The organism is Enterobacter cloacae complex sp. SHL018 (assembly GCF_049237905.1).
GTDB lineage: Bacteria > Pseudomonadota > Gammaproteobacteria > Enterobacterales > Enterobacteriaceae > Enterobacter > Enterobacter hormaechei_C.
Genome location: NZ_JBMKJE010000001.1, coordinates 1,485,313 through 1,507,202 on the forward strand (window position 1 = coordinate 1,485,313; position 21,890 = coordinate 1,507,202).

Below are 21,890 nucleotides of genomic sequence, written 5' to 3' on the forward strand. Positions count from 1 at the left end.
ACCCCTTCATGAGCCGTTTATGAAGCCAGATAAAGCCTGAGCCAACGCTGACGGGTTTTCCCAGGACATTGAATGGCCCGCATCAGGGATAATTTTTACAGCAACACCGTTTTGTTGCAGGCGATTAAAATCGTCATCAGGCAGGGATCGCTCACCAAAAACTAACATTACCGGGCAGCTCAATGACAAGAACAGGTGTTCCCAGTCAGGTTTAACGCCCTCGACCAGGCTTGTTGCGCCGCGCCAGACGGCCCAGGGGGCATTGCTTTGAAGGCTTCCAGCCCACGGCGACGTTTCCGCCCGCAGCATGTCATCATAGCCCTGAGCCAGAAAATGTTGTTCCGTTTGGGCCGCAATTGCTCGGCTGAACATCCCGCCACCCGCATGAAAATTGGGTTCAGATACTATCAGGCCCTTAACGCGCGACGTTAACAGTGCTGCCGTTTCGATCGCGATACTCCCCCCCATGCTATGACCATAGAGCCAGAGACTATCCAGGCCGAGATGGTTTAACAGTTCAACCACCACCTGCGCCTGTTCGCTCGTGCGATAACGGTAGTTGTCAGGTTTGTCACTGTAACCGCTACCGGGAAGATCGATCAGAATGGCTCTGCGCCCCCCGAAACGGGTATCACAGACAATACGAGGATATTCATACGACGATGCACAGCCCAACCCGTGGATAAACACAATCGGGTCACCGACACCGGGAAGATCCTGCCAGCGCACAGTGCAGCCTGCTTGCTGCGAATAGAAACTGTTCATAAGCACTCCATGTATGACGGACTGTATATTTATACAGCCTCAATGTATGGAATGCTATGGCTGGATGCCGATTCTGGAAGCGTGCTTCAGAAAAGAGAGATCAACAGGGCAACAGGAAAGCTCATCGGCCAGGTGGAACCCACCAGGAATGCGCTCAACAGGCGAATACGTTTACGATCTTTAGACAGGAACCAGGTGATTAATGCGCAGATGGAGGCCATGATTGCGTAGAACACCAACATCTTTTGATACAACGTCATTCTGTTTACCTGAGCCGAAAAATAACCGCACGCAATATGCGTCATATGTTGACACAGATCAAGTTTTTTCGTTACATCATAACCACTTAAATACTAGGGATAATAACAACTGAGTACCTTGTGTAACAACGCCGGGTAAAGAAAAACGGTTATTATTGATAAGATGCATATTAAATGCACTTTTTGTCAAATCCATCCCCTCAGAAAGCAGTTTAATACCAGCAGGCTTTTAAGGGAGGAAGCATGCTACGCATTCCGCAGAGTTGCATTCACACCCGTTCCACGCCTTTCTGGAACAAAGAAACGGCCCCCGCCGGCATTTTTAAACGTCACCTTGATACGGGCACGCGTCCGGGCGTTTACCCTCGCCTTTCGGTGATGCGTGGCGCAGTGCGTTATCTGGGCTATGCTGATGAATTTACCTCTGAGCCTGACAGCGAGCTCGTCATTGAAGCGGGTCGTTTCGGCGTTTTCCCGCCAGAGAGATGGCACCACATTGAGGTGATGACCGACGACACCCTGTTCAATATTGAATTCTTTGTTGAACCTGAGGTGCTTAAGTCCCTTTAAGCGCCCGCCAACATGAAGGAAACTATGATGTTACGTATTCCTGAAAACTTTGTTCATACCCGCTCGACGCCGTTCTGGAATAAAGAGACCGCCCCAAAAGCGCTTTTTACCCATCACAACACCAAAGCCGGCGTGTACGGTCGGTTGTCCGTCATGCAGGGTGCGGTGCGTTACTTTGGCTTTGCCGATGGCGACGCCACCGAACCCGATCTGGAAGTGGTCATTGAGGCCGGTTCTTTTGGCATCTCCCCACCCCAAAAATGGCACCGCATTGAGCTACTGACCGAGGACACGTATTTTAATATCGACTTTTTCGCGGATCCTGCCGTCACGCTCAGCGGTGCGGGCATCGGTAAAGTGGTCAACACGCATAAGGAGTAAATAATGGGTAAGGCTACCTATACCGTGACCGTCACCAACAACAGCAACGGCGTGTCTGTGGATTATGAAACACAAGCGCCAATGGAGCTGTTGATCCCGGACGTCGCGGCAGATGTCGTGAAGGATCTGGTGAACACCGTTCGCGCCTACGATACGGAAAATGAACACGAGGTCTGTGGCTGGTAAGCTGAATCGCCCGGCACTGCGCCGGGCATGAGGGTTTAGTGTCTGATCATCACATGCCGGACTACCGTGTAATCCTCAAGTCCGTAGACCGACATATCTTTGCCATAACCGGATAACTTCATCCCGCCGTGCGGCATTTCGCTCACCAGCATAAAATGGGTATTGACCCAGGTGCAGCCATACTGCAACCGTGCGCTGAGGCGATGGGCGCGTCCGACGTCTTTTGTCCAGACGGACGAGGCCAGGCCGTATTGCGAATCGTTGGCCCAGTTCAGCACCTGCGCTTCATCCTCAAATTCTGTCACGCTGACCACCGGGCCAAACACTTCTCGCTGGACGATCGCATCTTCCTGCTTCGCCCCGGCCAGCAGCGTTGGCTGGAAGTAATATCCTGCCCCCTCACTTTTACTGCCACCGGTGACGACGCGGATATGTCCAAGGGTTTTGGCTTCATCCACGGCAGCACAAACGCGGGAAAGATGCGCTGCGGAGCTGAGCGGGCCCAGCTCGGTTGACGCATCGTCCGGCGCGCCCATTTTCAGACTGGCAACGGCTGCGCCCAGCTTTTCGACCAGCGCGGGGTAAATCCCCTTCTGGGCATAGATACGACAGGCTGCGGTACAATCCTGACCGGCATTGTAGAAACCAAACGTACGCACGCCTTCAACCACGGCATCCAAATCTGCATCGTCAAAGACAATGACCGGGGCTTTTCCGCCCAATTCCATATGGGTACGTTTCACTGAAGATGCGGTATGCCCGATAATATGTTCTCCGGTGGCAATAGAGCCAGTGAGAGAAACCATACGGACTTTTTCGTGGCCGGTCAGCGGATCTCCTACGGTTTTGCCGCGACCAAACAGCACGTTCAGCACGCCTGGCGGGAAAATATCTTTCGCCAGTTCCGCCAGCTTCAGCGCCGTCAACGGGGTGATTTCAGACGGCTTGATGACGACACAGTTTCCCGCCGCCAGCGCGGGCGCCAGCTTCCACGCCGCCATCATCAGAGGATAGTTCCAGGGGGCAATAGAGGCGACAACGCCAACCGGGTCGCGGCGGATCATCGAGGTATGTCCTTCGAGGTATTCTCCGGCAGCCAGCCCGTTCAGGCAGCGGGCGGCCCCGGCAAAGAAGCGAAACACATCGACCACGGCCGGGATCTCATCCCCCTGGACGCAGTGCAGCGGTTTCCCGCAGTTAAGGGACTCCAGTTTTGCGAACGCGTCAGCGTTGGCTTCTATCACATCAGCCAGTTTCAACAGACATTCGGCGCGCGTTTTCGGCGTCGTTTGTCCCCACTCTGTGAACGCGCGATCGGCAGCCTGGACGGCAGCGTCCACCTGTGCTGCCGACGCTTCAGCCATCTCCAGCAGCACTTCACCCGTGGCAGGATTATAAACCGCCTGCTTCTCACCTTCGCCGGTCACCAGTTCACCATTAATCAGCAATTGATTTTGCATAGCATCGTCCTGTTGAAATCGACATTGTTTTCGCTGTCAGCACACGTTCTGGCGGGTCGGTACGTGACAACGTCACGTTACCAATCCGCGCTCCCTTACTAAAGGTAGACTGCGCGTTATGTCGCTTCAGGAATTTTCATCAAGGTGTGACTGGGTGCAGCATCATTTCGCGGATTAACCCCGCCAGCTGGATGACCGCCTGCTCTTCCCGCTCGCCCCAGCCCCATGAGGTATTGAAACGGAAAAACGGTGTCCAGATATTGGAGGTGGAAAACATCTTGCCGGGCGCAATGCTAATTTGATGGGTTAACGCCTTCTCACTCAACCGCCCCGCATCCAGCTGTTCAGGCAGTTCCAGCCATAAAAAATAGCCGCTGTCGTTATGATGGATTTTGACGCCGGCAGGCATATGACGCAAAAGCGATTGCCAGGCCTGCTGTTTGCGTTCAGCAAGCGTGCGTCGCAGACGGCGAAGGTGGGCGTCGTAACGTTTGGTCGCCAGGTAATCCACCAGCGCCAGCTGCATGGGAGAGCTGGTGGACAACGTACTCATCAGCTGCAACTGCTGAATACGGCGCGCATGTTTTCCCGCCGCCACCCAGCCAATACGGAAACCGGCCACCAGACACTTGGAGAATGAGGAGCAGTGCAACGTCATATCCTGCTTATCCCAGGCCTTTGCCGGAAGCGGCTTTTCGCGGCCAAAGTAGAGTTCGCTGTAAACATCGTCTTCAATCAGCGTGACGTTATGCCGGGTGAGTAAGGCCACCAGCTGAGCTTTCTTCTCTGCACTCAGCGTGAAGCCGAGCGGGTTCTGACTGTTGGTCATCAGCCAGCAGGCTTTCACCGGATAATCATTTAACGCCTGCTCAAGGGCACTGAGATCGATGCCCTCACGCACGTCAGTGGCAACCGACAGCGCTTTCAGTTTCAGACGTTCAAGCGCCTGGAGTGCGCCATAAAAACAGGGGTTTTCAACGATAACCCAGTCCCCTGGTTCAGTCACAGCCTGCAAACTGAGGTTGAGCGCCTCAAGCGCGCCCGCGGTGATCACAATTTCATCCGGGGAGATATTCATTCCCTGCTGAGCGTAGCGACGGGCAATGGCATGACGTAAGTCGACGTTACCCGGCGGCAGGTTTTCAATCACGCTCATGGCGGTAGCCGTTTTGCTGACGTTAGCCAGCGATCGGTTGAGTTGCTGAAGCGGGAAAAGGCGCGGATCGGGAAACGCCGAGGCAAAAGGGACAACGGAGGGGTCGCGGCTGGCCTGTAGCACGTCGAAAATATAGGTGTTGATGTCGACCACTTCATCGCGCATCACCTGCGCGGGCGGTGCAGGCTGGTGTGTGGTCGGGCGGGCGGCAACGTAATAGCCTGACTGCGGTCTGGCAACAATGCGCCCCTGACTTTCCAGCATCTGATACGCGTGGCCCACGGTCATAAAACTCATGCCGCTGCTTGCCACCTGCTCTCGCAGAGAAGGCAGCTTATCGCCCGGCAACCATACGCCAAGCTCAATCTGCGAGATAATTTGTTGCGCCAGACGCTGGTATTTTTTCATCAGATTCTCCTTATTGCTGACAGTGTATATCAGCAGGAGAAAAAGAGAAGATTTTGCTAACTGTTATAGGAAACGCGGCAGATTACTTGCGGTACTCTGTAATGTGATTCTGAACAGAACGCGCTGCGGCCAGGTGGTCGAGCGTGATCATCGACGATTTGCAGAAAATGCATTTCGCGCCGAACGGATTTTTGTCAGACACATCAAAAGCTGAGGTGCGGTACTGCGAGCCATGACAGCATGGGCAGCGGAAATGGATATAAGAAGTCATAGGATTCTCCTGTAAACGTAAAAACGTAAATTACTCATGAGCCGATCAGGCAATAAAAGGTTCGATACAAAACTAATCGGAATGTAGATAAAGACCCAAGAGAGGCTGCGGAGAGGCACAACGTGATGAGAACTGCTTTATAAAACTACGTCAGATATTTATTTGGATTCAAAACCAGAAATCCATTAACGCATGTTGCTGGCGACAAAGCAAGCTGTTTAATGCGTAAAAATCATAAAAAGAAATTTTTTATTCTTCCTTGTTACCTATATCAGCCAGATAAAGTTCAGCTTTTCCCACAACTGTTATAGATAAATTATCGATTTCTGCTTCTGATATCTCACTTGCCGCCTCTCTATCATAACAGTACACCGTTTAACATTGAGGCAGTGCATGTTTGGTTTAGATGCGTTTCATCTTGCGCGAATACAGTTCGCCTTTACCGTATCCTTTCATATTATTTTTCCGGCGATAACCATTGGCCTGGCGAGCTATCTCGCCGTGCTGGAAGGGCTGTGGCTGAAAACAAAAAATCCCGTCTGGCGCTCGCTGTACCATTTCTGGTCGAAGATCTTCGCCGTCAACTTTGGGATGGGCGTGGTCTCTGGCCTGGTGATGGCTTATCAGTTTGGCACTAACTGGAGTGGGTTTTCCCAGTTCGCGGGCAGTATTACCGGCCCCCTGCTGACCTATGAAGTGCTTACCGCGTTCTTCCTTGAGGCGGGATTTCTCGGAGTAATGTTGTTTGGCTGGAATAAGGTCGGGCCGGGGCTGCACTTCTTTTCGACCTGCATGGTCGCACTGGGGACCCTCATGTCTACGTTCTGGATCCTCTCGTCAAACAGCTGGATGCAGACACCGCAAGGGTATGAAATCATCAACGGTCAGGTCGTTCCGGTGGACTGGTTTGCCGTGGTGTTTAACCCCTCCTTCCCTTACCGCCTTCTGCACATGTCGATAGCGGCATTTCTCAGCAGCGCGCTGTTTGTCGGTGCCTCCGCGGCCTGGCATTTGCTGCGCGGAAACAATACGCCCGCTATTCGCACCATGTTCTCCATGGCGTTGTGGATGACGTTGATCGTGGCCCCCGTCCAGGCGCTGGTGGGGGATATGCACGGGCTTAATACCTTAAAACACCAGCCAGCGAAAATAGCCGCCATTGAAGGCCACTGGGAGAATCCGCCGGGTGAGCCTACTCCACTGCTGCTGTTTGGCTGGCCGGATATGGAGCAGGAACGGACCCGTTTTGGCCTGGAAATTCCCGCTCTCGGCAGCCTGATCCTGACCCACAGTCTCGATAAACAGGTTCCGGCATTGAAGGAGTTCCCAAAAGAAGATCGCCCGAACGCCACCATTGTCTTCTGGTCTTTCCGCATCATGGCCGGCCTGGGAATGTTGATGCTGCTCCTGGGCGTGACGGCAATCTGGCTGCGTTATAAACAGCGCCTTTATACCTCACGTTCCTTCCTGTGGTTTGCCCTGCTGATGGGGCCGTCCGGGCTGATCGCGATCCTCGCCGGATGGGTAACAACGGAGGTCGGCCGCCAGCCCTGGGTCGTCTATGGTCTACAGCGTACAAAGGATGCGGTTTCCGCGCATGGCGATCTGCACATGAGCGTCAGTTTGCTGGCCTTCTTCGTGGTTTATACCGCGGTATTCGGCGTGGGTTACAGCTATATGGTGCGTCTGATTAAAAAAGGGCCGCAGCCCCATGAATCCTTCGCGACTGAATCCGATGGCCGCCCTGCTCGTCCGCTTTCTGCCGTCACCACTGAATTTAAGGAGTAACCGTAATGGGTATCGATCTTTCCATTATCTGGTTCGTGATTATCGTTTTCGCCACGTTGATGTATATCGTGATGGACGGTTTTGATCTGGGGATAGGGATCCTGTTTCCGGCAACGCCGAATGCGGACGACCGCGACGTGATGGTCAATAGCGTGGCTCCCGTCTGGGATGGCAACGAAACCTGGCTGGTGCTTGGCGGTGCGGCCCTGTTTGGCGCCTTTCCTCTCGCCTATGCGGTTATCATCGACGCGCTAACCATTCCACTGACAATAATGCTGATCGGGCTTATATTTCGTGGCGTCGCCTTCGAATTTCGCTTCAAGGCCACTCCGGCGCACCGCCCGTTCTGGGATAAGGCCTTTATTGGCGGATCAATTGTGGCGACCTTTAGCCAGGGCATCACCGTCGGCGCGGTCATCCATGGGTTCAGCGTCACTGGTCGCGCTTACAGCGGTGGTCCGTTTGACTGGTTTACCGCGTTCAATTTTTTCTGCGGTGCGGGTCTTGTGGTGGCTTACGCGCTGTTAGGTTCAACGTGGCTGGTAATGAAAAGCGAAAATGCCCTGCAACAGCGGATGCGTCAGGTATCGAAAGTGCTTCTGCTCCTGCTTCTGGTATTCATTGCAGTAATCAGTATCTGGACCCCTCTCGCCCAACCAGCTATTGCTGCGCGCTGGTTTACGCTGCCGAATCTGTTTTATCTGCTGCCCGTTCCTGCGCTGGTTGCGATCCTGAGTCTGTGCCAGTGGCACTGCCTGAACGATCCTGCGAGCCATACTCTGCCGTTTATCATGACGTTAGGGCTGGTTTTTCTTGGGTTTAGCGGGCTTGGGATCAGCATCTGGCCGCATATCATCCCGCCGGACATTACCCTCTGGCAGGCCGCTGCGCCAGCCCAAAGCCAGGGCTTTATGTTAGTGGGTGCACTGTTGATCATTCCCGTGATTCTGGTCTACACCTTCTGGAGTTATTACGTTTTTCGCGGAAAAGTACAGCATGGGGAGGGTTATCACTGATGCAACAACCTGTATGGAAACGTTTGATGTGGCTTGCCATCATCTGGGGCGGCAGCGTTCTGGCGCTGGCCTGCGTAAGTATGCTCTTTAAAATGCTGATGACCGCAGCCGGATTTAAATCGCACTAACTCACTGACCGGGTGCGCCGCCGCCCGGTCCCTTCCCGCACTTTCAGATAAACCCCATTAACACCCAGGAGGGTATGGTTACACTGAAAAAATATTTACGGTATTGATAGTTTGAGAAAAAAAATGAAAAAGCTCGCGGCAGTAAGTTTAATCAGCCTCGCACTGGCTGGATGCGTTAATCCTGGTAAAGCCTCCGTTCAGACCGAACAGCTAGAGAATCATCGTTTCGTTCTGGAGAATGTGGATGGCAAAGCGGTTAAAGGCGGGAAAACCCAGCCTGAAATTCGCTTCAGTGCGCAACCCAATATCAGCCTGATTAACAACATTGTCGTCTCCGGCACAATGTGCAACGGCTTCAACGGCCAGGGGAAACTGTCCGAAGGAGAGTTGACGGTCAAAACGCTGGCAATGACGCGGAAACTCTGCACCGAGCCGCAGCTAAATGAACTGGATCAGACCATCGCCGATATGCTACGCACAGGGGCACAGGTAGACCTGACCGAAGACCAGTTAACCCTGGCGACAGCCAATAAAACATTGATGTTTAAGCGAGTTGAATAACTCAGTAGCTTCCGCACGAACCTACGGCAAGCGACTGCTCACTACAGCGTTTGCCATTTGGCAATGCGCACATGCCGATGGCGGAGCCATCGAGCTGACGGGCAACGGAGAGTGAACCGCCGATCATTGCGCAGTTGGCCTGACCTGAACTGGACATCGCCGCCCGCATACCTGGCGTAACGTGTGCCGCTGTCGCCTGCTGTACAGGTTCATTGCTGCATGCCGACAACAGTAACGCGGCACATCCGACCCAAAATGCTGAACGCATACCTTCCTCCCCATAATTAACGCGAAACCTATGCATAATAGGCATCACGCGCCGCATCGTCGAGAGCGGATGTGCGTATTTATGCGCCCTGGTAACAATTTCTCGCAATTTTTTAACGCGAGTAGCCATCGAGTCATTGATACAGCGCATACCAAGGACACAAAAGCGAAAATCGTAAAACCTGAGCTTTGCTAAAATACACAGATAATATTCAGGGTCTGTCGTCGTTTTTCAGGCCCCTCTTTTTGCGCAATGTAAGGGTGTTGTCCTATGCAAACTATTGACGGCAATGGTGCAGTCGCGTCTGTTGCGTTTCGTACCAGCGAAGTGATCGCCATCTACCCCATCACTCCCAGCTCCACGATGGCTGAACAGGCTGACGCCTGGGCTGGTAATGGGATAAAAAACGTCTGGGGCGATGTCCCGCGGGTTGTAGAGATGCAGTCCGAAGCCGGTGCCATTGCCACCGTGCATGGTGCGTTGCAGACCGGTGCCCTGTCGACCTCGTTCACGTCGTCTCAGGGGCTGCTGTTGATGATCCCCACGCTTTACAAGCTGGCAGGGCAATTAACGCCGTTTGTGTTGCACGTTGCCGCACGCACCGTAGCCACTCACGCTCTCTCTATTTTTGGCGACCACTCAGATGTGATGGCCGTGCGTCAGACCGGCTGCGCTATGCTCTGCGCCAGCAGCGTGCAGGAAGCGCAGGACTTCGCGCTGATTTCGCATATCGCCACGCTGAAAAGCCGAGTGCCATTTATTCATTTCTTCGATGGTTTCCGTACGTCCCACGAGATCAATAAAATCGTTCCGCTACCGGACGACACTATTCTTAATCTGCTGCCGCAGGCTGACATCGATGCGCATCGCGCACGCGCCCTCAATCCGGAACATCCGGTGATCCGGGGTACCTCTGCGAACCCGGATACCTATTTCCAGTCCCGCGAGGCGACAAACCCGTGGTACAACGCGGTCTATGCGCACGTTGAACAGGCGATGGACGATTTTGCCGCTGCGACGGGCCGCGAATATAAGCCGTTTGAATATTACGGTCATCCACAGGCCGAGCGCGTGATCGTCCTGATGGGCTCTGCCATCGGCACCTGTGAAGAGGTGGTTGATGAGCTATTGACGCGTGGTGAAAAAGTTGGCGTGCTCAAAGTTCGCCTCTACCGTCCCTTCTCAGCGAAACACCTGCTCGCAGCCCTGCCGGATAGCGCGCGTGCAGTGGCGGTACTGGACCGCACCAAAGAGCCTGGCGCACAGGCTGAGCCACTTTATCTGGATGTGATGACCGCTCTGGCTGAGGCGTTTAACCGCGGTGAGCGCGAAACGCTGCCGCGCGTCATTGGCGGGCGTTATGGATTGTCTTCCAAAGAGTTCGGACCGGAGTGCGTCCTGGCGGTATTTGCTGAACTCCGCGAGGCAAAACCGAAGCCGCGCTTTACGGTCGGCATTTATGATGACGTGACTAACCTTTCTCTCCCCTTGCCGGAAAACACCCTGCCCTCGACTGCGAAACTGGAAGCGCTGTTCTACGGTCTGGGTAGCGACGGCAGCGTCTCGGCGACCAAGAACAACATCAAAATTATCGGCAACTCTACGCCGTGGTATGCGCAAGGATATTTCGTCTACGACTCCAAAAAAGCGGGCGGACTGACCGTCTCCCATCTGCGCGTCAGCGAACACCCGATCCGTTCGGCATACCTGATTTCTCAGGCGGATTTTGTTGGCTGTCACCAGCTCCAGTTCATTGATAAATATCAGATGGCCGAGCGCCTGAAGCCCGGCGGTATTTTCCTGATCAACACCCCTTACAGCGCCGACGAGGTCTGGGCACGCCTGCCCCAGGAAGTGCAGGCGGTGCTTAACCAGAAACAGGCGCGCCTGTATGTCATTAACGCCGCGAAGATCGCCCGCGAATGCGGCCTGGCGGCGCGCATCAATACGGTTATGCAGATGGCGTTCTTCCACCTGACCAATATTCTGCCGGGCGACAGCGCGCTGATGGAGCTTCAGGGGGCGATCGCAAAAAGCTACAGCAGTAAAGGTCAGGAACTGGTTGAGCGCAACTGGCAGGCGCTGGCGCTGGCCCGCGAATCGCTGTTCGCGGTGCCGTTGCAGGCGGTCAATGCCAGCAGTCCGAACCGGCCGCCAGTGGTGTCTGACGCCGCCCCGGATTTCGTCAAAACCGTCACGGCGGCGATGCTTGCCGGACTGGGCGACACCCTTCCCGTCTCTGCGCTTCCGCCTGACGGCACCTGGCCGATGGGTACGACCCGCTGGGAAAAACGCAACATTGCCGAAGCGATCCCTATCTGGAAAGAAGAGCTGTGCACCCAGTGCAACCACTGCGTGGCGGCCTGCCCGCACTCCGCCATTCGCGCCAAAGTGGTGTCGCCAGAAGCGTTAGATGGCGCACCGGAAAGTTTGCACTCGCTGGATGTAAAATCCCGCGATATGCGTGGTCAGAAATATGTCCTACAGGTGGCGCCGGAAGACTGTACCGGCTGTAACCTGTGCGTCGAGGTGTGCCCGGCGAAAGATCGTCAGGACCCGTCAATCAAAGCCATCAATATGATGTCGCGTCTTGAACATGTTGAAGAAGAGAAAATGAATTATGATTTCTTCCTCGACCTGCCTGAAATCGATCGCAACAAGCTGGAACGCATTGACATTCGTACCTCGCAGCTCATCACCCCGCTCTTCGAGTACTCCGGGGCGTGCTCCGGCTGCGGCGAAACACCGTATATCAAACTGCTCACTCAGCTTTACGGTGACCGAATGCTGATTGCCAACGCGACGGGCTGCTCGTCAATCTATGGGGGTAACCTGCCGTCTACGCCATACACCACCGACGCGAACGGTCGGGGCCCGGCGTGGGCAAACTCGCTTTTCGAGGACAACGCAGAATTTGGTCTGGGATTCCGTCTGACGGTCGATCAGCACCGCGCCCGCGTAATGCGTCTGCTGGCACAGTTTGCCGATAAGATCCCGGCAGCACTGAATGATGCCCTGCATGCGGAGGCCACACCTGACGTTCGTCGCGCGCAGGTTGCTGAACTGCGCAACGCGCTACAGGGTGTTGAAGGGGCTGAACAACTCCTGACCGATGCTGACGCGCTGGTTGAAAAATCTATCTGGCTGATCGGCGGCGACGGGTGGGCCTACGATATTGGTTTCGGCGGTCTTGACCATGTCCTGAGCCTGACCGAAAACGTCAATATTCTGGTGCTTGATACTCAGTGCTATTCCAACACCGGCGGACAGGCCTCGAAAGCAACGCCATTGGGGGCGGTCACGAAATTTGGTGAGCACGGCAAGCGCAAGGCGCGTAAAGATTTGGGCGTCAGCATGATGATGTATGGACACGTCTACGTCGCGCAGATTTCGCTGGGGGCGCAGCTCAACCAGACGGTGAAAGCCATTCAGGAAGCGGAAGCGTATCCAGGCCCGTCGCTGATCATCGCCTACAGTCCCTGTGAGGAGCATGGCTACGATCTGGCGCTCAGCCACGACCAGATGCGTCAGCTCACCGCAACCGGCTTCTGGCCACTGTACCGCTTTGACCCGCGCCGTGCCGATGAAGGGAAATTGCCGCTGGCGCTGGATTCGCGTCCTCCGTCAGACGCCCTTGCCGAAACCTTACTTCAGGAGCAGCGTTTCCGCAGGCTGAACGCTCAACAGCCAGAAGTGGCAGAGCAGCTATGGAAGGATGCGGCAGCGGATCTTCAGAAGCGTTATGACTTCCTGGCGCAACTGGCGGGGAAAGCCGAAAAATCGACCAGTGAATAACCTGTATGCCCGGCTTGTCCGGGCATTTTTTTGCCAAAAAAAGCCCGATGCACGTGCACCGGGCGAATCCAGAAGATCGGTGAAAATTGCCTCAATGTTCTGAACAATATTCACGTGAATTATGGATGAAAAAATCTTAAAGGCATATAACGGCGTGGAGGTTACCTTGTTTCCCACGTAATTAATAATTTTTATTTTGTATTGATTATAATAATTCATTCATGGCATCAATCGTTATTTCTACCGCATCATTTAGTTTAGATTTTACTTAACCCGTAACAATTATATTTTATTCATCCGCCGTCAGAGTGATTTAGCATGGGACAGCTTTCCAGCCCGGAAAGTTCACGAAGTAATAAAAAAATAACTGCAAAGGAATAATCAAAATGCAAAGAAAAGTACTGGCACTGATGATCCCCGCTTTGTTAATGGCTGGCGCCGCTCACGCAGCTGAAATTTATAATAAAGACGGCAATAAACTGGATCTGTATGGCAAAGTAGATGGTCTGCATTATTTCTCTGACGACGCGTCTAAAGATGGCGATCAAACCTATATGCGACTGGGCTTCAAAGGTGAAACCCAAATCAACGACATGATGACCGGCTTCGCACAATGGGAATACAACATTCAGGCAAACAACACCGAAGGGTCTGACAATCAGTCCTGGACGCGTCTGGCCTTCGCGGGTGTGAAGGTGGGCGATTACGGCTCCTTCGATTACGGCCGTAACTATGGCGTCCTGTACGACGTTGAAGGCTGGACCGATATGCTGCCAGAATTTGGTGGCGACTCTTATACTTATGCCGATAACTTTATGACCGGTCGTGCAAACGGCGTGGCGACCTACCGTAACACCGACTTCTTTGGTCTGGTGCAGGGTCTGAACTTCGCGGTGCAGTATCAGGGTAATAATGAAGGTAATAACTGCGACGAGAATTTCTGCTCTACCAATGAAGGGACCAACAACGGTCGTGATACACGTCATGAAAATGGTGACGGTTACGGTATATCCGCAACCTACGATTTCGGCATGGGCTTCAGCGCAGGTGCGGCATATACTTCATCTGACCGTACCAACGATCAGGTAAATTACACTACTGCGGGCGGCGATACTGCGGATGCATGGACCGCAGGTCTGAAATACGATGCCAACAACATTTATCTGGCGGCAATGTATTCCGAAACCCGCAATATGACACCGTACGGCGACAATGCAGATGCGGTGGCAAACAAAACCCAGAACTTCGAAGTCACCGCACAATATCAGTTCGATTTCGGTCTGCGTCCGGCTATTTCCTATTTACAGTCCAAAGGTAAAGACCTGGGCAATGGCCAGGACGATAAAGACCTGGTGAAATACGCTGACGTCGGTGCTACCTACTATTTCAACAAAAACATGTCCACCTATGTTGATTATAAAATCAACCTGCTGGATGAAGATGATTCATTCTACAAAAACAATGGCATCGGTACGGATGACATCGTAGCTTTAGGTCTGGTTTACCAGTTCTAATCCCGTTAGCCCGCAGCAATCTGCGGGCTAATTTTATCGCTGTTTCGCCTGTTCTTTGCGAAAAGAGAGATAGCCAAATACCCCGCTGTCGCCATCCATAGGGTGATTTACTCCATCCATTACCACCACTTCCGGGAAGTCGAATGGCGTGACATTTTCCAGACAGGCGACATTCACACCATATTCATTGGGATTGGAACGTCGTTGGTGGAACGTGTAAATACCGCAGATCGAACAGAAGAAATGGCGCGCCGTGCCGGTGTTGAAACGGTACTCTGTGAGCGTGTCCGCGCCCTGCGTCACCTTAATGCCCGTCAAAGGCGCTGAAACCACTACCGCCCCACGCATCCTGCAAAACGAGCAGCTACATCGACGTGCGGTATTCAGGCCGTCCGACAGCTCAACCGTAAATTTCACCGCCCCACAATGACACTGTGCATGACGAATGTCAGCCATCGTTATACTCCTTTTCTCACTAACTCAGCCGCTTTTAAAAAGACCTCATCTTCGACACCATCCCCCTTCTGCCTGCCGAGCCTTACCAGCTCAGCGACAATACTTTCACGGTTGATGATCTTCTGGGATGAAACCAGCCCGATAACGGCGGCACCAATCGCCAGCCCAACTAATCCTGTCTGCTCGTCTTTATTTTTCATAGAAGCGCTCCCTTGTCCCCCTCAAAAGCGTAGCAGGAGAAATGTAAAACGCGCTGGTACGCGGGAATGAGATCCGTGCTTTATCTCAGCTGTTCGCCAGGCAAAACAGTAGGGGTTCTGAGCGGTTATCAGACAACGTTGAAGAGGACAACATGAATAGCGGTGCGCATAGAGAGGCCGAATGGGTGTTAAAACCGCCTTCGAAAAGGCGGCAGGTCATTACTCTGGATCTTTATCGCCTGATTCAGGCGCTGAGCCAGGATCATCTTTCGGTTTTTTTCCATCCTTGTCCGGGTTATCCGGGCTGGGATTATAATCAGGATGGTCACCATTAACGGGACGGTCAGTCATTTTCACCTCCGTTTTTACTGCGTAAGCTGTAAGTGTAGACAACCCTTCAGTCTTAACCAAACTTCTCCTGTGGAGCTCATTTGTAAATCGTGCTGGCATTCGGCGCTGCAATCCGTACCATACACGACACACTTTCGCATGCTGGTTTTTACCGGTAGCCGCAAACCCGTCTTTTATCGCAACCAGATGGGGCACGTACATGCGCAGATGGTGTATGAAATCTATGCTACATGGATAGAAGAGATGAACACGAAGCTGACGCTTTGAAATCGTTTTCCTCACCCTGTGCCCCATTTGAGATCTGAGTAACGAATAGATGCAACAAAATCAAGAAATTAACAAGAAAGAACAGTACAACCTGAATAAACTGCAAAAGCGACTGCGCCGTAACGTGGGCGAAGCCATTGCAGACTTCAACATGATTGAAGAAGGCGATCGCATCATGGTCTGCCTGTCGGGCGGTAAAGACAGCTACACCATGCTGGAGATCCTGCGCAATCTACAGCAAAGCGCACCGGTGAACTTTTCCCTGGTCGCGGTTAACCTCGATCAGAAACAGCCCGGCTTCCCGGAACATATCCTGCCGGAGTACCTTGAGAACCTGGGCGTTGAGTACAAAATCGTAGAAGAGAATACCTACGGCATTGTTAAAGAGAAGATCCCAGAGGGCAAAACGACCTGCTCGCTCTGCTCACGTTTGCGTCGCGGCATTCTGTACCGCACCGCAACCGAACTGGGCGCCACCAAGATTGCGCTTGGTCATCACCGGGACGACATTCTGCAAACGCTGTTTCTGAATATGTTCTATGGCGGCAAAATGAAGGGAATGCCACCGAAGCTGATGAGCGACGACGGCAAACACATCGTGATCCGCCCACTCGCCTACTGCCGCGAGAAAGACATTGAGCGTTTCTCCCAGGCCAAAGCCTTCCCTATCATTCCGTGCAATCTGTGCGGCTCACAGCCGAACCTGCAACGTCAGGTCATTGGCGACATGCTGCGTGACTGGAATAAACGCTATCCGGGCCGCATCGAAACCATGTTCAGCGCCATGCAGAACGTGGTGCCTTCGCACCTGGCCGACGTTGAACTGTTCGATTTCAAAGGGATTAACCACGGTTCAGAGGTGGTGAATGGCGGGGATCTGGCGTTTGACCGCGAAGAGATCCCGATGCAGCCTGCTGGCTGGCAGCCAGAGGAAGAGGATGCGCAATTCGATGAACTGCGCCTGAACGTGGTAGAAGTCAAGTAACCTGGCAGCGTCTCAGATATCGTTTCTGAGACGCGTTTTAAGCTTATTTCAGCAGTCGAACGCGGCAGGTCTTCCCTTTAATCTTCCCGCCCTGCAACTGTTTCCAGGCCTTATGTGCAACCGACTGGCGAACCGCTACGTAGACATGCGCAGGATGGACCGTGATCTTGCCAATATCTGCCCCGTCGAGACCGATATCCCCAGTTAACGCCCCCAGAACGTCACCGGGACGCATTTTGGCCTTTTTACCGCCGTCGATGCACAGGGTGGCCATCTCCGCCGCCAGCGGAGCGATGCTGATATTACCTGGGGCATTCACCCAGTTGAGTTTTAGTTGCAGCATTTCCGCAAGAATATTGGCGCGCTGCGCCTCTTCAGGTGCGCAGAAGCTGATGGCGAGACCACTGTTACCTGCGCGCGCGGTACGCCCGATGCGGTGGACATGCACTTCCGGATCCCATGCCAGTTCGAAATTCACCACCAGCTCAAGCGATTTAATATCCAGGCCACGGGCCGCCACATCCGTTGCAACCAGCACGCGAGCGCTGCCGTTAGCGAAACGCACCAGCGTCTGATCGCGCTCGCGCTGTTCCAGATCGCCATGCAGCGATAATGCGCTCTGTCCGGCATCATTCAGAGCATCGCACACCGCCTGACAATCTTTTTTGGTATTACAGAACACCACGCAGGACGCTGGCTGGTGTTGGCTCAGCAATTTTTGTAGCAGTGGAATTTTGCCGTGCTGCGATGTCTCGAAGAACTGCTGCTCAATCGCCGGTAACGCATCGACAGTATCGATTTCAATGGTCAGCGGGTTCTTCTGCACGCGCCCGCTGATCGCTGCAATCGCCTCGGGCCAGGTGGCAGAAAAGAGCAGCGTCTGGCGTGTGGCTGGGGCAAAGCGGATCACTTCGTCAATCGCATCGCTGAAGCCCATATCCAGCATGCGGTCAGCTTCATCCATCACCAGCGTTTGCAGTGCATCGAGTGAAACAGTGCCTTTTTGCAGGTGATCGAGCAGACGGCCCGGCGTTGCCACAATGATATGCGGCGCGTGCTGAAGGGAATCGCGCTGCGCTCCGAACGGTTGCCCGCCGCAGAGCGTTAAAATTTTAGTGTTAGGCAAAAAACGCGCCAGACGACGCAGCTCACCCGCGACCTGGTCGGCCAGCTCGCGCGTCGGGCAGAGTATCAGGGACTGAGTCTGAAACAGGGTTGCATCAATGTGTTGTAACAGGCCTAGCCCGAATGCAGCCGTTTTTCCACTGCCGGTTTTCGCCTGCACGCGCACGTCACGGCCTTCAAGGATAGCCGGCAGCGCGGCGGCCTGGACAGGGGTCATAGTGAGGTAGCCCAACTCATTCAGGTTAGTCAGTTGGGCTTCAGGCAGAACGTTCAGCGTGGAAAAAGCGGTCACAATATACTCTCGTGGTAATGATTGCAGTCAGATGGCGCGTATCCTCGCAGATCTGCGCTAACGATGCGACAATTTAATCGGTTCTTCATCGGGCGGCGGATCCGGCATCGGCTGCGGACGTGGGACAGGATCGGGTATCGGCGTCGGATCGGTGGGCACCGGATCGGACTGCCAGGTGTTGAGGCGTTGCAGGGCAAGTAGCATACTCATCTTTTCCTCCAGATTAGGGTGCTTACTCCTAAAGGGTAGACGCAGATAAACAGGAGGCAAAAAAAAGCCGACTATGAAGTCGGCGTCGTACGAATCAATTGTGCTATGCAGTAATTCAAAAAAAGGAAGTAAGACAATATGGAGCGCAACGCCCATCGCTTGACGTTGCATTCACCTGCGGGAGTAATATTGCACCTAACATGGTCGGAGTTTATTGACTTCGCTCAATTAAAATGTCGTTTTGAAGCCGACTCTGCCTCAGAAAAGCGTAAATTTACAGCCATTTACTACGATGCAACCACCATGCAACACCCCCAATCAAAACCACTAACATGACGCAAAACGTGGTGAAGCCATAGTGATATTCACCGCCGGGGATCCCTCCGAGGTTTACGCCAAACAACCCCGTCAGGAAGGTACTCGGTAAAAAGACCATCGCCATCAGCGACATGGTGTACGTTCTCCTGGCTAACGACTCCTGCATCACCTGGGCTATCTCATCCGCCATGACTGCCGTTCTGGCAATACATGAGTCAATCTCGTCCAGTCCACGTCCGAGCCGGTCAGCGATATCCTGCATTCTGCGGCGTTGATCGTCGTTCATCCAGCTCATGCGTTCGCTGGCCAGCCGCGCATAAACGTCGCGCTGAGGGGTCATATAGCGGCGCATCACGATGAGCTGCTTACGCAGCAGCGCCAGAAAACCACGTGGGGGGATTTGCTGATCGAGCAGGTTATCTTCCAGATCGATGATTTTATCGTGAAGTTCTTCTATAAACTCGCTGGCATGATCGGTCAGCGCATCACACACATCCACCAGCCAGCTGCCGCAATCCGTAGGCCCCGTGCCCTCTTTCAGATCGTTAATGACGTCATCCAGCGCCAGCACTTTTCTCTGGCGGGTGGAAACAATCAGCCGTTCATCCATATAAACACGCATTGCCACCAGCTGATCCGGACGCTCATCCGTACTGCCGTTTATACAACGCAGCGTAATTAACGTCCCCTCACCCATCCGGCTGACGCGGGGTCTGAGACTTTCTCCCGCCAGCGCATCCCGAACGTTGTTGGGCAGTAGCGGCGTGGACGCGAGCCACTCGGCGCTGTCCGGGTGCGTGTAGTTGAGGTGCAGCCAGCATGGATGTTCGCTGTCGATGTGATCCTGATCTTCAAGCGGCCTTGCGCCGCCTTGTCCATCAAACACCCATGCAAAAACTGCGTCAGGTACGTTAACCTCAGACCCTTTAATGCTCTCCACAGCGCCTCCACCGTTTTATCTCTTTCGGTGTCAGTCTAGCTTTCGCCGAGGGTTAAGCAATAATTATGTGAGGCATCGTCCTGAATACGTTCAGGAATTCACCGCCCATTCGCGGCTTCTTAACGCATTGTCAGTCTGGAACTCATTTTCCAGACGGAAATTACGTGTTCGTGTCTGGAGCTCAATCACCTGATTGCGCAGCACATCTGACGATCCATTGAGTTCCTCAACCATCGACACGTTGCTCTGCGTTACGCGTTCAAGCTCTGATAATGCCTGCGTAATTTGTGAAATACCTTTTTCCTGTTCTGAGGTTGAGGCGGATATTTCATCCATCAGTCTGCTCACATTGCCCGAACCGGTAACAATGTCATGCATGTTTTTTTCGGCTTCAGAGACCACGTTAACGCCCTGCGTCACGTTATGGCTGGTAACTTCAATCAGTGACTTAATATTTTTTGCCGCTTCGGCGCTACGATGCGCCAGGCTTCTCACCTCACCCGCGACCACAGAAAATCCTTTACCATGGTCGCCCGCTCTTGCCGCTTCAACGGCGGCGTTAAGCGCCAGAATATTGGTCTGAAAAGCGATACCGTCAATCAGCGAGATAATCTCTGTCATTTGCTGGGCGCAGTCGGTAATCGACTGCATATTGTTCGCGACCTGCCCCATTAATTCTCCGCCTTTACGCGCCTGTAACGTCGCGATATTCGCCTGCTCGCTGGCTAAACGGGTATTGTCGGCATTATTTTTTGTACTTGCAGCCATCTCTTCCATGCTGGCTGCCGTTTGCACCAGCGAAGCTGACTGCTGTTCTGTTTTGACGGAAAGCTGCGCGCTGCGTGAAGAGAGTTGATCTGACAGGGTCATCGCGGTTTGCGAGGAGGCGCGGATCTCACGGACCAGCGTTGCAATGTTGCTGGAGAGACTATTAATCCCGGGGATCAGTCGTCCCGCACAGTTGTTGCCAAATTCAGGTATCGACACGCCAAGTTTGCCTGACGTTACTTCTTCAATACTTTTTTTCACCGTATTGATCGGCGTCACAAGATATTTGGTCATGTACGCCCAGAGTAAAAATAAGGCGATGAATTGTACAATTATGACTGCAATAAAAAGCGAAGAATTCCGTGAAAATAGCGCTATAACTCCATCACTTACCAAAAATACACATAAAAGGAAATAGACAATGAACGTTCTGACACTAATATTTCTTAGCATACGTTTTCCTGGGACATTATATTTTGGTTGGCATTAAGGGTTATAGCATTGCCATACGAATTTGTCCTCACGTTCGTCGCTGGTTTGTTGTTTTGCAGTTTGATTTGCGCAGTTTTACTTAGGGCGGATAAAAAGCATGTTTTACGCTAAATATCTGGCTTGTCGTTGGGTTGCTGATACCCCTTCCATAACGGTAATTATATATTTAAGGAGGGGTACTGTAGGGCGCCGTTGTTTAGTGGTGCTTAATAAGTTAACGTAGTTAATACGCGCCCCTCCCGTTAGAGTGGCTTACGTTCAGGCCAGATAGTCGATAGTCTGGAAAAAGCAGTCCTCATTCATGAGAATATTCTCTTTTGCACTTTGATGCCCGCGACGAATATACCAGCCTGTATCAGGCGCCATGCTTAAATGGAATATCCTCGCCCCCGACAGACTATCGGGGACATTAATACTCATCGTCACACACCCCTTCTCCGGCCCCCTGATCACCTGTTCTGGCATAATGGTGACGCTGCGATCCCCATTTTGCAAAATGATCGTCGTAATAGCATAACGACATATACCGCTACTGAGGCTGTAGCCAACCGTACTTAAATCGGTGATATGTTTTTTAGATAAAATTATTTCAATACCAGAACCTTCAAACCATGTAATGATTTGCTGCGCAAGATCCTCCATCCGCTCACAAAACGTCCTGACTTCGGCCTCAGCCGTATTAACATAGATTGGTTTGTCCCCGATATTCTGTTGCACTTTCTTAAAAAAACGCTATCTTGCTGACATGTCAACTCCGTGTTTTTCGCCAGTCTCATTATTCTTTTTGGTGCTTCAGCAGGGCATAGCTGGCAATCAACTGCTGAAGATGCTGTTCGGTCTGGTTTAGCTGCGCTGCTGACAGGGGTTGCCCGGCAGGTAAAATGGAAAGCAGACGAAGCTGCTCCTCAAGCGGAACGGTATGGCGAATAAATGACTACGCATTTTTCGATAAACGGGAG

The 21,890-nt window shown here is 53.0% G+C and carries 24 protein-coding genes and 2 pseudogenes; 11 read left to right on the top strand and 15 right to left on the bottom strand.

All coding sequences use genetic code 11. From position 1 onward, the window contains the following. Window positions 1–6: 6 nt before the first annotated feature. Together ACOTY5_RS07190 and ACOTY5_RS07195 are read right to left on the bottom strand one after the other, a co-directional pair. Window positions 7–765, bottom strand: a complete 759-nt coding sequence (locus ACOTY5_RS07190) for an alpha/beta fold hydrolase (RefSeq protein ID WP_032669809.1) — start codon at window positions 763–765, stop codon at window positions 7–9. Window positions 766–851: 86 nt separating this feature from the next. Further along, a complete protein-coding gene (locus ACOTY5_RS07195; RefSeq protein ID WP_003856960.1) occupies window positions 852–1,025 on the bottom strand; it encodes a GhoT/OrtT family toxin in 174 nt (57 codons plus the stop codon). 243 nt (window positions 1,026–1,268) lie between these two features. Between ACOTY5_RS07195 and ACOTY5_RS07200 the strand changes: the two genes are divergently transcribed. From ACOTY5_RS07200 to ACOTY5_RS07210, 3 genes are read left to right on the top strand one after another with little or no spacing between them, the layout of a single operon-like run. Then, window positions 1,269–1,595 (top strand): DUF1971 domain-containing protein, encoded by a 327-nt coding sequence (locus tag ACOTY5_RS07200; RefSeq protein ID WP_023303799.1) that lies wholly within the window; start codon window positions 1,269–1,271, stop codon window positions 1,593–1,595. Window positions 1,596–1,622: 27 nt separating this feature from the next. Continuing rightward, window positions 1,623–1,976 (top strand): DUF1971 domain-containing protein, encoded by a 354-nt coding sequence (locus tag ACOTY5_RS07205; protein WP_032669807.1) that lies wholly within the window; start codon window positions 1,623–1,625, stop codon window positions 1,974–1,976. A 3-nt stretch (window positions 1,977–1,979) separates the two neighbouring features. Beyond that, the gene (locus ACOTY5_RS07210; RefSeq protein WP_014070439.1) at window positions 1,980–2,162 is read left to right on the top strand and encodes a DUF1869 domain-containing protein; all 183 of its coding nucleotides are present in this window, start codon (window positions 1,980–1,982) and stop codon (window positions 2,160–2,162) included. Window positions 2,163–2,197: 35 nt separating this feature from the next. On the opposite strand, the gene patD is transcribed toward ACOTY5_RS07210, so the two are convergent. From patD to ACOTY5_RS07225, 3 genes are all read right to left on the bottom strand, one after another. Further along, on the bottom strand, window positions 2,198–3,622 hold the full coding sequence (gene patD, locus ACOTY5_RS07215; RefSeq protein WP_045142583.1) for an aminobutyraldehyde dehydrogenase: 1,425 nt from the start codon (window positions 3,620–3,622) through the stop codon (window positions 2,198–2,200). A gap of 139 nt (window positions 3,623–3,761) precedes the next feature. Next, complete coding sequence (locus ACOTY5_RS07220; protein WP_023303801.1) at window positions 3,762–5,186, bottom strand: PLP-dependent aminotransferase family protein; 1,425 nt, start codon at window positions 5,184–5,186, stop codon at window positions 3,762–3,764. An 82-nt stretch (window positions 5,187–5,268) separates the two neighbouring features. After that, a complete protein-coding gene (locus tag ACOTY5_RS07225) occupies window positions 5,269–5,457 on the bottom strand; it encodes a hypothetical protein (RefSeq protein WP_017382267.1) in 189 nt (62 codons plus the stop codon). Window positions 5,458–5,850: 393 nt separating this feature from the next. Here ACOTY5_RS07225 and ACOTY5_RS07230 point away from each other — a divergent pair, with 393 nt between their 5' ends. From ACOTY5_RS07230 to hslJ, 4 genes are all read left to right on the top strand, one after another. Next, the gene (locus ACOTY5_RS07230) at window positions 5,851–7,245 is read left to right on the top strand and encodes a cytochrome ubiquinol oxidase subunit I (RefSeq protein ID WP_015570438.1); all 1,395 of its coding nucleotides are present in this window, start codon (window positions 5,851–5,853) and stop codon (window positions 7,243–7,245) included. A 5-nt stretch (window positions 7,246–7,250) separates the two neighbouring features. Further along, window positions 7,251–8,261, top strand: coding sequence for a cytochrome d ubiquinol oxidase subunit II (gene cydB / locus ACOTY5_RS07235; RefSeq protein ID WP_017382265.1), 1,011 nt, complete (start codon window positions 7,251–7,253; stop codon window positions 8,259–8,261). Continuing rightward, the gene (locus tag ACOTY5_RS07240; RefSeq protein ID WP_017382264.1) at window positions 8,261–8,389 is read left to right on the top strand and encodes a DUF2474 domain-containing protein; all 129 of its coding nucleotides are present in this window, start codon (window positions 8,261–8,263) and stop codon (window positions 8,387–8,389) included. The genes cydB and ACOTY5_RS07240 overlap by 1 nt, the downstream gene beginning before the upstream one ends. 123 nt (window positions 8,390–8,512) lie before the next feature. Then, complete coding sequence (gene hslJ / locus ACOTY5_RS07245) at window positions 8,513–8,950, top strand: heat shock protein HslJ (RefSeq protein ID WP_015570436.1); 438 nt, start codon at window positions 8,513–8,515, stop codon at window positions 8,948–8,950. Between the two features lies 1 nt (window position 8,951). Here hslJ and ACOTY5_RS07250 read toward each other — a convergent pair whose 3' ends face one another. Further along, window positions 8,952–9,218, bottom strand: a complete 267-nt coding sequence (locus ACOTY5_RS07250; protein WP_003856935.1) for a DUF333 domain-containing protein — start codon at window positions 9,216–9,218, stop codon at window positions 8,952–8,954. Window positions 9,219–9,488: 270 nt separating this feature from the next. On the opposite strand from ACOTY5_RS07250, the gene nifJ reads away from it, so the two are divergent. Together nifJ and ompC are read left to right on the top strand one after the other, a co-directional pair. Continuing rightward, window positions 9,489–13,013 carry a pyruvate:ferredoxin (flavodoxin) oxidoreductase gene (gene nifJ, locus ACOTY5_RS07255; RefSeq protein WP_032671197.1) on the top strand — a complete coding sequence of 1,175 codons (3,525 nt, stop codon included), beginning with the start codon at window positions 9,489–9,491 and terminating at the stop codon, window positions 13,011–13,013. Window positions 13,014–13,399: 386 nt separating this feature from the next. Further along, window positions 13,400–14,527 carry a porin OmpC gene (ompC, locus tag ACOTY5_RS07260; RefSeq protein WP_017382260.1) on the top strand — a complete coding sequence of 376 codons (1,128 nt, stop codon included), beginning with the start codon at window positions 13,400–13,402 and terminating at the stop codon, window positions 14,525–14,527. Window positions 14,528–14,560: 33 nt separating this feature from the next. Here the strand turns inward: ompC and ACOTY5_RS07265 are convergent, their stop codons facing one another. From ACOTY5_RS07265 to ACOTY5_RS07275, 3 genes are all read right to left on the bottom strand, one after another. Further along, entirely contained in the window at window positions 14,561–14,983 is a 423-nt protein-coding gene (locus ACOTY5_RS07265) for a GFA family protein (protein ID WP_032669728.1), read from the bottom strand. Window positions 14,984–14,985: 2 nt separating this feature from the next. Beyond that, on the bottom strand, window positions 14,986–15,183 hold the full coding sequence (locus ACOTY5_RS07270; RefSeq protein ID WP_000790642.1) for a hypothetical protein: 198 nt from the start codon (window positions 15,181–15,183) through the stop codon (window positions 14,986–14,988). A gap of 219 nt (window positions 15,184–15,402) precedes the next feature. Further along, on the bottom strand, window positions 15,403–15,534 hold the full coding sequence (locus ACOTY5_RS07275; RefSeq protein WP_017693355.1) for a hypothetical protein: 132 nt from the start codon (window positions 15,532–15,534) through the stop codon (window positions 15,403–15,405). Between the two features lie 70 nt (window positions 15,535–15,604). On the opposite strand from ACOTY5_RS07275, the pseudogene ACOTY5_RS07280 reads away from it, so the two are divergent. Further along, window positions 15,605–15,801, top strand: a pseudogene (locus ACOTY5_RS07280) (tyrosine-type recombinase/integrase); the annotation flags it as partial. A 49-nt stretch (window positions 15,802–15,850) separates the two neighbouring features. After that, a complete protein-coding gene (gene ttcA, locus ACOTY5_RS07285; protein ID WP_062933955.1) occupies window positions 15,851–16,786 on the top strand; it encodes a tRNA 2-thiocytidine(32) synthetase TtcA in 936 nt (311 codons plus the stop codon). A 43-nt stretch (window positions 16,787–16,829) separates the two neighbouring features. Here ttcA and dbpA read toward each other — a convergent pair whose 3' ends face one another. The 6 genes and pseudogenes from dbpA to ACOTY5_RS07315 all read right to left on the bottom strand — a co-directional run. Continuing rightward, complete coding sequence (dbpA, locus tag ACOTY5_RS07290; protein WP_023296685.1) at window positions 16,830–18,203, bottom strand: ATP-dependent RNA helicase DbpA; 1,374 nt, start codon at window positions 18,201–18,203, stop codon at window positions 16,830–16,832. A gap of 57 nt (window positions 18,204–18,260) precedes the next feature. Next, window positions 18,261–18,407 carry a hypothetical protein gene (locus ACOTY5_RS07295; RefSeq protein WP_275427718.1) on the bottom strand — a complete coding sequence of 49 codons (147 nt, stop codon included), beginning with the start codon at window positions 18,405–18,407 and terminating at the stop codon, window positions 18,261–18,263. A gap of 280 nt (window positions 18,408–18,687) precedes the next feature. After that, entirely contained in the window at window positions 18,688–19,671 is a 984-nt protein-coding gene (zntB, locus tag ACOTY5_RS07300; RefSeq protein WP_017382256.1) for a zinc transporter ZntB, read from the bottom strand. A 90-nt stretch (window positions 19,672–19,761) separates the two neighbouring features. Next, window positions 19,762–20,892: a methyl-accepting chemotaxis protein gene (locus ACOTY5_RS07305; protein ID WP_080276444.1), complete on the bottom strand. Its 1,131-nt coding sequence runs from the start codon at window positions 20,890–20,892 to the stop codon at window positions 19,762–19,764. A gap of 297 nt (window positions 20,893–21,189) precedes the next feature. Next, window positions 21,190–21,648: a hypothetical protein gene (locus ACOTY5_RS07310; RefSeq protein ID WP_421631887.1), complete on the bottom strand. Its 459-nt coding sequence runs from the start codon at window positions 21,646–21,648 to the stop codon at window positions 21,190–21,192. Between the two features lie 58 nt (window positions 21,649–21,706). Further along, window positions 21,707–21,847, bottom strand: a pseudogene (locus ACOTY5_RS07315) (hypothetical protein); the annotation flags it as partial. Between the last annotated feature and the right edge of the window lie 43 nt (window positions 21,848–21,890).